General features: G+C 58.7%; 11 protein-coding genes. 5 read left to right on the forward strand and 6 right to left on the reverse strand.

Annotation, left to right across the window (positions count from 1 at the left end; all coding sequences use genetic code 11):
- Positions 1–133 precede the first annotated feature (133 nt).
- Positions 134–1,414 (reverse strand): ABC transporter substrate-binding protein, encoded by a 1,281-nt coding sequence (locus ACZ9GA_RS13075; protein ID WP_457362283.1) that lies wholly within the window; start codon positions 1,412–1,414, stop codon positions 134–136.
- A 203-nt stretch (positions 1,415–1,617) separates the two neighbouring features.
- Between ACZ9GA_RS13075 and ACZ9GA_RS13080 the strand changes: the two genes are divergently transcribed.
- The 3 genes from ACZ9GA_RS13080 (at position 1,618) to ACZ9GA_RS13090 (ending at position 4,020) form a co-directional block, all read left to right on the forward strand.
- Positions 1,618–1,938, forward strand: coding sequence for a hypothetical protein (locus ACZ9GA_RS13080; RefSeq protein ID WP_457362282.1), 321 nt, complete (start codon positions 1,618–1,620; stop codon positions 1,936–1,938).
- A 114-nt stretch (positions 1,939–2,052) separates the two neighbouring features.
- Positions 2,053–2,454, forward strand: coding sequence for an SRPBCC family protein (locus ACZ9GA_RS13085; protein WP_457362281.1), 402 nt, complete (start codon positions 2,053–2,055; stop codon positions 2,452–2,454).
- 12 nt (positions 2,455–2,466) lie between these two features.
- Positions 2,467–4,020 (forward strand): UbiD family decarboxylase, encoded by a 1,554-nt coding sequence (locus ACZ9GA_RS13090; RefSeq protein ID WP_457362280.1) that lies wholly within the window; start codon positions 2,467–2,469, stop codon positions 4,018–4,020.
- A gap of 150 nt (positions 4,021–4,170) precedes the next feature.
- Here the strand turns inward: ACZ9GA_RS13090 and idi are convergent, their stop codons facing one another.
- The 3 genes from idi to ACZ9GA_RS13105 form a co-directional block, all read right to left on the reverse strand.
- A complete protein-coding gene (gene idi, locus ACZ9GA_RS13095) occupies positions 4,171–4,698 on the reverse strand; it encodes an isopentenyl-diphosphate Delta-isomerase (RefSeq protein WP_457362279.1) in 528 nt (175 codons plus the stop codon).
- A complete protein-coding gene (locus tag ACZ9GA_RS13100) occupies positions 4,695–6,185 on the reverse strand; it encodes a UbiD family decarboxylase (RefSeq protein WP_457362278.1) in 1,491 nt (496 codons plus the stop codon). The genes idi and ACZ9GA_RS13100 overlap by 4 nt, the downstream gene beginning before the upstream one ends.
- A 140-nt stretch (positions 6,186–6,325) precedes the next feature.
- A complete protein-coding gene (locus ACZ9GA_RS13105; protein ID WP_457362277.1) occupies positions 6,326–6,580 on the reverse strand; it encodes a DUF2790 domain-containing protein in 255 nt (84 codons plus the stop codon).
- Between the two features lie 251 nt (positions 6,581–6,831).
- Here ACZ9GA_RS13105 and ACZ9GA_RS13110 point away from each other — a divergent pair, with 251 nt between their 5' ends.
- Positions 6,832–7,548, forward strand: coding sequence for a response regulator (locus tag ACZ9GA_RS13110; RefSeq protein WP_457362276.1), 717 nt, complete (start codon positions 6,832–6,834; stop codon positions 7,546–7,548).
- The gene (locus tag ACZ9GA_RS13115) at positions 7,548–8,954 is read left to right on the forward strand and encodes an ATP-binding protein (RefSeq protein ID WP_457362275.1); all 1,407 of its coding nucleotides are present in this window, start codon (positions 7,548–7,550) and stop codon (positions 8,952–8,954) included. Before ACZ9GA_RS13110 ends, ACZ9GA_RS13115 begins: the two co-directional genes overlap by 1 nt.
- A gap of 48 nt (positions 8,955–9,002) precedes the next feature.
- Here the strand turns inward: ACZ9GA_RS13115 and ACZ9GA_RS13120 are convergent, their stop codons facing one another.
- On the reverse strand, positions 9,003–10,433 hold the full coding sequence (locus ACZ9GA_RS13120; RefSeq protein WP_457362274.1) for an efflux transporter outer membrane subunit: 1,431 nt from the start codon (positions 10,431–10,433) through the stop codon (positions 9,003–9,005).
- Positions 10,423–13,569, reverse strand: a complete 3,147-nt coding sequence (locus tag ACZ9GA_RS13125) for an efflux RND transporter permease subunit (protein WP_457362273.1) — start codon at positions 13,567–13,569, stop codon at positions 10,423–10,425. The genes ACZ9GA_RS13120 and ACZ9GA_RS13125 overlap by 11 nt, the downstream gene beginning before the upstream one ends.
- Positions 13,570–13,582: the final 13 nt, after the last annotated feature.

Genomic DNA, 13,582 nt, shown 5'->3' on the forward strand with positions numbered 1-13,582 from the left:
CGCCCGACAACATGCCATGGCCGCGGAGAAGAAATCATCGGCGCTGAGCAGGGATATTTTCAACGGTTGAACAAGCAAAAAATAGCCCACGCAAGGTGGGCTATTTCATTCTCGGGTTTCAGCCCACTCATTACTACATGGCTGATTTCATCGCCGAGTAAAGGCGGTTGCCGGCCTTGGCTGGGTCCGTGCTCTTGTCACTCAGAAAATTGGTGACTACATCGAATACCGCGCCCTGTACGGCCAACGAAGTCGACATGTTGAATGCCATGCTTGGCTCCAGTGTTCCGGCTTTTTCTGCTTCGGCAAAGTCTTTGGCGGACGCTTGGGCACAACTGTCGAACTTACTCATGTCCAGCCCCTTGATGACGGGAATGGAGCCCTTGTTCTGGTTGAAGACATACTGGAACTCGGGCTCCAGGGCGACCTTGGCCAAGTCATCACGAGCCGCATTATTGGCGGGAGTGTCCTTGCTCGATGCCAGCTTGAACATCACCAGGGAATCGATGGTGTAAGTGAAAATACCCGCTGAGCCCGGGAATGGTACGCACTCATAGTCGGTACCGGCGTTTTTACCTGCCACTGTCCATTCGCTCTTGGCCCAGTCACCCATGATCTGCATCCCCGCCTTGCCGCTGATAACCTTCGCGGCCTCCAGGTTCCAATCCTGCCCGGCCCCGTCCGGATCCATGTAGGTCTGCAGTTTGCGCAGTGCAACGAAGACGTCGGTCATTTTCTGCGAAGTCAGGGTCTTTTCGTCCAAGTCTACAAATGCCTTTTTGAAACCCTCGGCACCCATGATGCTCAGGACCAGGTCCTCGAACACCGTGGTGTCCTGCCAGGGTTGGCCACCGTGGGCAATCGGCACGAACCCAGCCGCCTTGAGCTTGTCACCTGCAGCGTACAACTCGTCAAGGGTCGTGGGTGCCTTGGCAATACCCGCTTTTTTGAAGACTTCCGGGTTGATCCACAACCAGTTGATACGATGGATGTTCACCGGCACGGCCACGTAGTGCCCGTCATATTTCATGATGTCAGAGACCGTTTTAGGCAACAGGCTGTCCCAGTGGTTGGCAATCGCGACCTTGTCGATATTGGTCAACAGGTCCAACTTGCCCCACTCTTGAATATCAGGGCCTTTGATCTGGGCTGCTGAGGGAGGATTTCCCGAGATTGCCCGGGTTTTCAGCACTGTCATGGCCGCGGCCCCGCCGCCACCGGCCACCGCACTGTCCTGCCAGGTGTAGCCGTCTTTTTCGACAATTTGCTTGAGCACCGCAACGGACTTGGCTTCCCCACCAGAGGTCCACCAGTGAACGACTTCCACGGTACCCTTACTGTCCGCCGAGTGGGCGGCCATCGGAACAAGCATACTCAGGGAGATTGCAGCGGCGAGGCGATTTACAACATTCATCGTGAGACCTTCTTTGTTGTTATTTATCTAGAATCGATGAGAGCAACTGGGGATGAAAGCCTGTTGCCCCCCAGTTTTGACAGTTGATACACCTATGGAACCACCGCAGCCAGCCGTCACGGCAGTCTGATTTATCGCGTTTGGACACACGATTGTGGCTTTTTGCCGCCGTCCCGAGTGCGCCTCGAGGAATCGGTACATCGTTGCTGCTCGAACAACTCGCCGTGTGGAAGTCGCGGAATCCAGCTACAAGCCTAGCAGCGAGTGCCTGGGAAGTTCCACGCCCGGCCGCCGCATTGACAAGCTGGCCAATGCTGCAAAAACAGCGGCGTACCCGGCATCAGGAGCAGGTCAGGCTAATTCAAGCCATGCTCAACACAGCCCTTCAACCAGCGAACCGAAAATCGCGCCAAATCGTGGTATTGGGCATTGCAGCGTCCGACAACAAACGCCATGCAACAACACGGGTCAATACATTGCGAATAGCTGATACAGCCGACGTTTATTTTTATGAGGGATGGTGATCGGACCGCGAAGCTGGTTTTACTGACCAGGTGGGACTGCTCCATGACTATGTAAAGCATGGCATGGTCTATTATTTCTGAGTCTTTCGGGCAAACCATCTGCAAGGAGTAGTGATGAATACTTTGCGTCATGCCATAAAAATCAACGCGACCAGACAGAAAGTTTACTCGGCACTCACCCACCGTTCCGAAATGGCAAGCTGGCATAAAGGTGGCTTGGAGGGCGAGATCGCTCCGGGTCAGGTCTTCACACTCACACCTAAACCGGGCCAGCGTTTCAGCTGGCGTACCGAGTCGTTGACCCCTGATACCGAGATTGTTCAAACGTGCACAGAGGGCGCAGGCACCTCCCCTGGCAAGCGGCTGACTTTTCATTTGAGTGATGCTGGAGACGGGTTGACGCTAGTGGAGCTCAGCGATGGCGAATGGGTGGAAGACGATCCCCACCTGCCATTTTGCAACACACACTGGGGTGATGTGCTAACCAGGCTAAAGCATTACGTCGAAGAAAATTGAGGAGGTCCACTGATGCCGCAGAAACGACCTGAATCCTATACGGTAATTGAGCCTGGCGCCGCCCACCCCATGGGCTGGGATGTTCCTGATATCAACGATTTGCGTTCCGCCGTCGACCTACTCAAAACCTTGCCTGGCCAATACATCGAGACGGATCGTGAAGTCGATCCAAAGGATGAGTTGGCAGGCGTATACCGACACATTGGTGCCGGTGGCACCGTCATGCGACCCACGCGAATAGGGCCGGCGATGACCTTCAACAACATCAAAGGTTTTCCTGATTCACGTGTCGTGGTTGGGCTCATGGCCAGCCGGCAGCGCGTGAGTGCACTGCTGGGGGCACCGGTCAAGGAACTGGGTATACAGATGGCAGGCGCACGCCGCAATGTGCTACCGCCGGTAGTGGTAGGTGCCGACAAGGCACCTTGCCAGGAAGTGGTGTATCGAGCGAGTGATCCCGACTTTGATATTCGCAAATTACTGCCGGCGCCTACCAACACCTCAGAGGATGCAGGCCCATTTTTCTGCCTGGGTCTGGTCCTGGGCAGTGATCCGGATGACCGCAATAACGTTGATGTGACTATTCATCGACTCTGCGTGCAGAGCAAAGACGAACTGTCGATCTTTTTTGCGCCGGGGCGTCATATCGACGCATTTCGCCAAAAGGCCGAAGCCGCAGGAAAGCCCTTGCCGGTGACCATCAACATGGGCCTGGACCCGGCAATTCCTATTGCAGCGACGTTTGAAGCGCCCACCACACCCTTTGGTTTCAACGAATTATGCGTGGCTGGTGGCTTGCGAGGTCGGCCAGTTGAGCTTGTCGAGTGCCTTACCGTCAAGCAATACGCAATCGCCCGTGCCGAGATCGTTATCGAGGGCGAAATCCTGCCGAATGTCCGCGTAGCAGAAGATCAACACACCGGAACCGGCAAGGCCATGCCAGAGTTCCCTGGGTACACGGGTGAGGCCAATCCCTCATTACCCATCATCAAGGTGACGGCGATCACCACCCGCGTTTCGCCCATCCTGCAAACGCTGGTAGGTCCTGGTGAAGAACATGTAAGCCTTGCAGGTATCCCTACCGAGGCGAGCATTCATCTGGAGTGCGAGGACGCGCTGCCTGGCTTAGTGAAGAATGTGTATGCCCACAGTGCAGGGGGTGGAAAGTTCCTCGCGATACTTCAGGTCGCGAAGAAAAATGCCGGTGACGACGGCATGACGAAGCAGGCTGCACTGATCGCATTGGCGGTTTACCGGGAGCTGAAGAACGTGATTATCGTCGACGAGGACGTGGATCTGTTCGACAGCGATGATGTGCTATGGGCCATGCAGACCCGCTACAGTGGTGACCTGGACACGACATTCCTGCCAGGAATTGCCGGGCACGTGCTCGATCCGTCGCAGACACCCGAATATGACCCGCGGGTTGCGACGAAGGGTACGACCACAAAGACGATCTTCGACTGCACGGTCCCTTTCCACCTGAAACAGCATTTCGAGAGAGCCCAATTCAAGGACGTAGATCCCAGCCTGTGGGCGCCGGAGTTGTTTCCCAAGAAAGGATAAAGTGCCGCTACCCGCACAAGCCTCCACCCTCTTGTGGTGGAGGCTTATCCCAGCTGTAGAGGGGCGAGGTGGCGCCTCCTGAAATGACGTAATACCTATGGCCGGATATTTGCAATTGCCAGGATTTGCCCTTGGCGTCAGTCATTGCGCCTACCAACGCTGGGGCAAAGGTCCTAGCCTGCGGCTTTTTCGTCTGCCGAGCCAACGTAGGTAAAGCCCCCGAACCAGGATTGCCTGCAACTGGGCGACCATCCATGGGCTATATACGAACGGCGCGGCCCGGGCACTGCCTAGCACGGCCTCAGCATTGACCCACTGCCATTCCATGACTTCGGCTGGCTCGGGACGGGGCGTTCCGTACGTCATCGCCCTGAGCACCGGGCGATACCCCTGTTCCAGGGTGCTGTCAGCGCCCTCGGCGTGATAATTGAAATCCTCCATGAGCAACTCAACCTGATCCACCACTACACCCAGTTCAAAGGCGCAACGTCGTTTTACTGCTGCCTCCAGCGGCTCGTCTGCGTCAAGGTGGCCGCATACCGAATTACTCCATACGCCTGGCCAGGTTTCTTTGCCCAGGGCCCGGCGGGTTATCAGCACTCTGCCCTGCAAGTCAAAGATGTAGCAGGAGAACCCGGCGGGTGAAGCGCTTTCCTGGGGCTGACGTTGGCTACTCATGCCGGCCTCCGAGGGAATAGTTCTGGCGCATACGGATGCGGATCGACATCGACGAACTCGGCGCGGGTGAAGTGCTCACGCAGATGGAACGGCGCCGTGCAGTCGAAGATGGTCTTGCAGGTGTTGCCGCGCACCAGCAGTGCGGGGTTGTACTCCGGGCCTTGGGACGGGTCGAGCACATGGCCTGGCACGCCGGGTAGAAAGATCGTGTCCATGTCGCCCTGATAGCGGGTCTGCATGGCCCACAGCACGTCGTCGGAGTCGAACGGGTCGACGTCCTCGTCCACCAGGATCACGTTTTTCAGTTCGCGGTACACGCCCAGGGCAATGATCGCCGCCTGGCGCTGACGGCCTTCATCACCGGCCTTGCGCTTGGCCACCTGTAGGATTGCCAGGAACTTGCCGCCGCCCGCCGTGTGGGCATAAACGTTGACCAGAAAACCGGGCATGGCCAGGTCCACGGCGTTGCGGATGCTGGCTTCGGTGGGGATGCCGGCGAGGTTAGTGTGCTCCTCGCCCGGGCCTACCAGGGTTTGCAGGATGGCGTCGCGGCGCATGGTGACGGCGGTAACGCGGATAATCGGCAGCGCCGGGTTGGCCGGGCCATTGTAGCCGGGGAACTCCGGCATGGCGTGGCCGGTGTTGGTGTTGATGTCTTCGCGCATGCGCTCGTACGGCAGGATCTCGCCTTCGATGACGATCTCGGCGCGGGCGATGGACTTCTGTTTGACCGTGACCGCGTCCACCAGCTCCACCCCCTGGCCACGCAGGCCGCCGGCGATCTTCAGCTCATCGAAACCCAGTGGCGTGGTAGGCGCCTCGAAGCAGGCTCCGATGGGGATCGCCGGGTCCAGGCCCATGTTGATGGTGATGGGCAGCGGCTTGCCGGCGGCTTCGGCCTTCTGGCGGAAGTGGTCGATGTGGCGGTCGGGGGCGAAGAAGATGGTCAGTTTGTCACGGTCCTGCACGCACAGGCGGTGGATGGTGACGTCGGTATGGCCCAACTCCGGGTCGCTGCCCAGCACCAGGCCCAGGCAGAAGAATGGCCCGGCGTCTTCAGTGGTGTTAGTGGGTGCGGGTAGCAGCGTGCGAATGTCGAAGTCGGGGTCCTTGGCGTGGAAGACTATTTCCTGGCACGGCGCGTCAGCGTGTTCCACCATCACCGGGTCGACCGGGTTGCGTACCGCCTCGCCCATGCGTTCGGCGAGCTTTTCCGGGGCGCTGTCCAACAGCAGGCCCACGCGCTCCCGGCTTGCCATCAGGCCCACCAGTACGCGGGAATGAGGGTAGCCTTCAATGTTGTTGAAGATCATCGCCGGGCCCAGCTGGGTTGGGCGCTTGACCGTGCCGCCGGCGCCGATGCGGCGGTACACGCCGGCCAGTTGTGCGTTGGGGTTTACCGGGTGGTCGGTTTCCCGTAGTTGACCAGGATGAGCCTGCAGGCGCGCCAGGGCGCTGCGCAGGTCGTTGATAGGTTGCTTGTCCATAGGTTACTTCGCTTTTTTTGGCGCTATGCGCAAGGCACGCACTCGACGAACTCAAACGCAGAGAATCAATTGACTTGACCGGCAAGCACAGTGGCTACGGGTCACCAGCAACGCTGACTGACAGTCCAGCACCTCGGTGCTTAGTCGGACGCCGTGCAGGAATCCGCAAGCTGACGGAACTCGACCGTTTTCTCAGCGCCGGTCGAATCGATGTAGCGCATGGTAGAGGTCACCACCTTGCAGGTAGGGGAAGTTGGCGTATCGATACTCACTACTTTGGCAATATCCATATTGTCGCCGTAGTGATATTCACCGGCAGTCGCCAACGGTGTGCCAGCGGCCACGGTAAGCACCAAACAGGCACACTGCAACAACGCCTTGGATGAGTTATTCATTTCATTTTTTCCTTGGACAGGGGTAATTTTCACTTCGGCGAATATAGGCCGCCAAGGAATCTGAATCCTCCCGAAACAAGCGAATTTTGTCGCTGTGTTGTCGGGTTTATCACCCTCTTGTAGAACCTTGTCGCAAAACTGTATCCACCGTTGCGAACATCGCTTACACCGCCTGCAAGGCGGGGCCACGCTTTCCTTTTATGGCGCTCTCCTCTACCCTGAAAGCTTAAAAAACTGACGAATCGCACCTCATGAACAGCGCAACGCACATTGCCATCGTCGATGACTACGAAGACATTCGGGACTTGGTCGGACAATATCTTCGCCAACATGGCTACCACGTCACGACCTGTGAAAATGCCTTGTCACTTCGCCAGTTACTTGAAGTTCAACCACCCGACCTGGTAATTCTCGACGTGATGATGCCCGGAGAAGATGGCCTGAGCCTGTGCCGACACCTGCGTACTCATACGGATATACCGGTTATTTTCTTAAGTGCCATGACCGAAGATCTGGACGTAATATTGGGCCTTGAACTGGGTGCCGACGATTACCTGGCCAAACCCTTCAATCCGCGCGAACTGCTGGCGCGCATCAAGGCCATCTTGCGCCGAGTGCAACGTCCGGTGGAAGCGCCCGCCCCCCAAGTGACGGAGTCAATCCAATTCGGCCAATGGACCTTTAACCGCAAGCTGCGCGAACTGGTCGGAGCCGATGGCATCTCCACACCATTGAGCGCTTCGGAATTCAAGCTGCTATGCGTATTTGTCGACCATCCGGAGCAAGTGCTCACCCGTGACGAATTGCTGGAGCAGGTCGCAGGGCGCCAGCAGGACTACTTCGACCGCAGCATCGACAACCAGGTCAGCCGGCTGCGCAAGAAAATCGAGACGGACCCCAGGCAACCCAGGCACATCAAAACCCATTGGGGCGGTGGCTATTCGTTTTCGCTGCTGGATTGCGGCTGATGAAAAAGCCATGGGAAACCAACCTCACGGCGCGATTCATCTTCCTGCTGTTGCTGGCACTGATCACCTCGCAATTACTGACGCTGGGCATCTCATGGGATGAGCGTGGCAATGCTCTGCGCGAAGTGGCCAAGGGCGAGTTCCTGAACCGCTCGGCGTCCCTGGCGCTATTGCTGGACAGCATGCCTGTCGAAACCCGCGACGGTATTCTCAATGTCAGCAATACCACCTATGGGCGATTCTGGGTCAACAGCAATGAGCCACGCACGCCCTCCCAATGGTGGGCATCGGCACGCGAGCATCTGCTTGCGCCACTGTCGGGCAATGATCACCTTGAGGACGCTCGCCTGAACGCCAAGGTAGCCAGCGAGAATCTGCCAGCCGAACGCATCGATACGCTGGCAAATTGGAGCACACCGGCTGCCAACCTCTGGCCTTCTCCGCGCCCGGCCAAGTTCGTCTATCTTGCCCCCCTGAACGTCATGGGCATTGCCACCCCACTCAAGGATGGCAGCTGGCTGCAGGCCGTCTATGCAAAACCGGTTGAAGGCTCGCCTTTTGAGAAAAAGGCGGTGTTCTCCTGGCTGATCACCGCCCTGGCCTTGTCCGCCATCGCCGCCTTGATTGCCCGTGAAATCAGCCGCCCGTTGAAACGCTTGGCCGAGGCCGCCGAAAAGCTGGGACGCGGTGAAGTCACTGATGACCTGCAGGAGACTGGCCCTACCGATATTCGGCGAACGGCAAAGGCGTTCAATCGCATGCAACTGCGCATACGCCGATTTGTAGAGGACCGAACATGCATGCTGGCTGCCATCGGGCACGATCTGCGCACGCCGTTAACCTCCTTGCGCCTGCGTGCTGAGTTCGTCGGCGACGCAGATCTGCAAGCAAAAATGCTGGGCACCATTGCTGAAATCAGCGCCATGACCGAGGCCGCCATTCACTACGCACGTGGGGAATACATCAGCGAGTCCACCCGGTTGATCGACATAACGGCACTGGCGGAAAGCCTGTGCGAAGACCTGGCGGAGCTGGGACTGAAGGTCAATTATCTTGGAGAAGGGAAAGTAGCGCTGCCGTGCCGCCCAGACTCACTGCGGCGGGCGTTGCGCAACCTGATTGAAAACGCCGTGCGATACGGTACGCAAGCGCATATCAGGGTGTCTCAGACCCCCAGCGACGTGCTGATCGATATCAGGGACGAAGGCCCAGGGATACCCGCCCATGAAATGGAGCACGTATTCACGCCGTTCTACCGTATGGAGCACTCGCGCAACCGCCACACCGGTGGCGTGGGACTGGGTTTGTCGACCGCACGGTCCATTGCCCGGCAGCACGGGGGGGACGTCACGCTGCATAATTCGCGGCAAGGGCTGAGTGCCCGTATCAGCCTTCCCAAAGCGTGATCCGGCGCAACGCGGCGTCAAGCCGCGCTGCTCGGAATCGGTGGTAGTTTAAGGGGAGTTGTGCGCGACGACTGGGGCCTGATCAACGTCAGTCCAGCCGCCGCCCAACGCCTTGTAGAGTTGGACCTGTGCGGTCAGTTCGGCAAGGCGGTCAGTCAGCAGTTGCTGACGAGCCGACAGCAACTGCCGTTGGGCATCGAGCAGCGTCAGATAACTGTCCACCCCCTCGTCATAGCGCTGCTGGGCCATCTGCGCGTACTCGTCCGAGGCACGTACCAAATCCTGCTGGCTTTTGAGTTCCTCCTCCCAGGTGCCCATCGCTGCCAAGCCATCGGCCACTTCGCGGAAAGCGGTCTGGACGGTTTGCTCATAATCGGCAACATGGATGTCTTTCTGGATTTTGGCGTAGTCCAGGCTGGCGGATAGCCTGCCACCGGTGAAGATGGGCAGGTGAATCTGCGGTACAAAGGACCAACTCTCCGAGCCCGGATTGAACAGCCCACTGAGCTGACTGCTGGCCGTGCCAGCGCTGGCGGTCAGACTGATGGCGGGGAAAAAAGCGGCCCGGGCCGCACCGATATCAGCGTTGGCCGCCAACAGTTGGTGCTCAGCGGCGCGAATATCCGGGCGTTGCAGCAACAGGTTGGCAGGCAGACCTGCCGGTACCTGGGCCAATACCGGGTCTTCGAGCGAGATGACCGGCATGCCCGTCGGCAGATCAGTGCCCACCAGCAATCGCAAGGCGTTGATGTCCTGCGCGACTTGGCGCGTATAGGCCTGGACTTGCCCACGGGCGCTGTCCACCAAGGTGCGTGCCTGGCGGACATCAAGGTCCGACGCGGTACCGGCATCGCTGCTGGCCTGGATCAGCGACAGGTTATGCCCATAATTATCCAGGGTCGAACGGGTGACCTCCAGCAGATGCTGATCGGTTTGCCAGGTCAGGTAGGCAACTGCTACATCGGCCACCAGGCCAATGCGCACGCTGCGACGGGTCTCCTCACTGGCCAGGTAGGTTTCCTGCGCCTCTTTCGACAGGCTGCGGATCCGCCCCCATACGTCCAGCTCATAGCTGGTCAGGCCCACCGAGACGCCGTTGTCACCGGTGGTCAAATGTTTGCCCGTGTCGGACAGGTCGGCGGGGGTACGCGAGCGCCCCCCTTCGCCGTCAAGGCCGATTTCCGGCGACAGTGCCGAACGCTGGATCTGGAACTGCGCCCGGTACGCGGCGACGTTCAGCGCAGCCTTGCGCAGGTCGCGATTGTTGGCCAACGACAGGTCGATCAGGCGGTGCAAGGCCGGGTCCTTGAAGAAGCGCTGCCAGTCGATCGGAGCCGCATCGCCCCCTTGCGGCGCCGCGTACGCGGCACCCTGGGGGTAGGCACCGGGGACGGGCATATCCGGGCGATGATACGCCGGGATAAAGCTGCAACCTGCAAGGCAAGCAGCCACGGCGAGAAATAGCGGCTTATGCCTCATGGCTTGCTCCTTGTGCGTGCTCGACCTTGGCCGAACGTCGGGAGGTGAACAGTTTCATAACGCTCACGTAGAACAGGGGGACAAAGAAGATCGCCAGGAAAGTCGCCGCCAGCGTGCCGCCGACGACGCCTGTTCCGATCGAATGCTGGCTGCCGCTGCCAGGGCCGTGCGCGCGGGCCAAGGGTAAAGTACCCATCACGAAGGCGATGGACGTCATGATGATCGGACGCAAGCGCAGGCGCGCTGCTTCCAGAGCTGCGTCCATCAACGGACGACCATGCTTCTCGTGCAGGTCCTTGGCAAACTCCACGATAAGGATCGCGTTCTTGGCCGCCAAGCCCATCGTGGTCAACATGCCTACCTGGAAGAACACATCATTGGATAGCCCACGACCCAAGGTCGCCGCCAGTGCACCCAGCACGCCCAATGGCACTACCAACATCACGGAAACCGGTACAGACCAACTCTCGTACAGGGCCGCCAGACACAAGAACACGATCAACAGCGACAGACCATACAGCATGGGTGCCTGGGAGCCTGCGGCACGCTCCTCGTACGACAGCCCCGTCCAGGACAGCCCCACACCATTAGGCAACTGTGCGGCCAAACGCTCTACCGCAGCCATCGCATCACCGGTGCTGTAACCCTCGGCCGGCTGGCCTAGCAGTTCCACCGACGGAATACCACCGTAACGCTCCAGCTTCGGCGAGCCATAAATCCACTTGCCGCTGGCAAAGGCCGAGAAAGGCACCATCTGCCCAGCGTCATTGCGTACGTACCATTTGCTGAAGTCTTCAGGCGCCAGCCGAGAGTCCTTCTGGCCTTGGACGTAGACCTTCTTGACTCGACCCTTGTCGATGAAGTCATTCACATACGATGATCCCCAGGCCACGGACATGGTGTCGTTGATGGAGGTGATGGATACCTGCAACGCCCGGGCTTTTTCGTCATCGATGGTGACTTGATACTGACCTTCGTCATTCAGACCATTAGGGCGGGTCAGGCGTAGCATCGGCTCCTTGGCCGCCAGCGCCAGGAACTGGTCCCGCGCCTTCATCAGCCCGGCATGGCCAAGGCCGGCGTTATCCTGCAAGAACAGGTCGAAGCCGATGGCGTTACCCATTTCCTGAATGGCCGGCGGCACGATAGGGACTACGTTAGCGTCCTTGATACCCGCCGCAAACTGGCCAATGCGCGCGGCCACCGAGGCCACGCTTTGGTCGGGTGTGGTGCGCTCATCGAATGGTTTGAAGCCAATGAACACCAGCCCGGAGCTTTGACCACGGCCCGCGAAGTTGAAGCCGTTGACCTCGAAGGCCGAACTCACCGCACTCTGCTCGTGCGCCAGCACGTAGTCGCGCACCTGGTCCATGACCACCTGCGTGCGTTCCGCGCTGCTGTTGGGAGGGGTCTGCACCTGAACCATCATCACACCCTGGTCCTCGTCGGGCAGGAAGGAAGATGGCAACTCACGAAACAGCAACGCCACGCCCACCAGCAGCAACACGTAAATCGCGAAGGTGCGTTTGGGTGCGCGTAGCAAACGGCCGACGCCACGCTCGTATCGCGCAGCGTTGCTTTCAAAGGTGCGATTGAACCAGCCGAAAAAGCCCTTCTTGGGACCGCTGCCAGAGGCATGCGGCTTGAGCAGCGTGGCGCAGAGCGCCGGGGTGAACACCAGTGCAATCAGTACCGACAAGGCCATGGAAGAAATGATGGTGATGGCGAACTGGCGATAGATGATGCCTGCCGACCCGCCGAAAAACGCCATTGGCAAAAAGACCGCACTGATGACCAAGCCGATACCGACGAGGGCGCCGGATATCTGCTCCATGGACTTGTAGGTAGCCTCCTTGGGCGAGAGATGCTCCTCGACCATCAGCCGCTCGACGTTTTCAACCACTACGATGGCGTCATCCACCAGCAGCCCGATCGCCAACACCATGGCGAACATGGTCATCACGTTGATGGTAAAACCGCAGGCAAACAGCACCCCAAACGTACCCAACAGTACTACCGGCACCGCTAGCGACGGAATCAGCGTGGCGCGGATGTTCTGCAGGAACAGCAGCATGACAACGAACACAAGCGCGATGGCTTCGAACAGGGTATGGATGACCGCGTGAATCGAGGCGTTGACCACCGGTGAAGTGTCATACGGGAACACTACCTCCACCCCTTCGGGCAGGTAGGGCTTGAGCTTATCGACCGTGGCCCGTACTCGGGAAATCGAATCGAGCAGGTTGGCACCCGTGGCCAGCCGCAGCGCGATACCGGCGGCGGGTTTACCGTTGTATTCGCCACTGATCGAGTAGTTCTCACTGCCCAGAGTGACCTCACCCAGATCCTTCAAACGAATCTGCGAGCCATCAGGCTGGACCTTGACCAGGATTTCCTTGAATTCATCGACTGTACGCATGCGCGTCTTGCCAATGACCGTGGCGTTGAGCTGTACACCGCCACGGGTCGGCAAGCCGCCAATGGAGCCGGAAGATACCTGCACGTTCTGCGCCGAGACGGCGTCGACAACATCCTCGGGCACAAGTTGATAGCTGTTGAGCTTGGCCGGATCCAGCCAGATGCGCATGGCATTCTGGGCACCCATGATCAGGTAGTCGCCCACCCCCTTGGTGCGCGCCAAGGGGTCCTGGAATTGGGAGACGATCAGGTTGCCCAGATCAAAATTTGAGAGGTGCCCATCCTTGGACACCAACGCCATCACCAACATGAAGTTGATCTGATATTTGACCACGCGGATGCCCTGGCGCTGCACCTCTTCAGGAAGCATGGGTTCGGCAAGCTGGAGCTTGTTCTGAACCTGAACCTGGGCGATATCCGGATTGGTGCCTTGATCGAACGTCACAATGATCTGCAGGCTGCCATCGGAGTTGGAATTGGACGTGATGTAACGCAGGCCGTCGAGGCCATTGAGTTGCTGTTCGATGACCTGGACCACAGTGTCCTGGACGGTCTGCGCCGAAGCCCCTGGGTACGTCACGCTGATCTGGATAGCAGGTGCGGCAATATTCGGGTATTGGTTGATCGCCAGCGAACGAATCGCCAATCCACCACCCAACATGATTACCAACGCGATGACCCAGGCGAAAATTGGCCGGTCAATGAAGAAACGAGACATGGGGAAATTACCT

This window comes from Pseudomonas sp. TE3644, assembly GCF_056278815.1.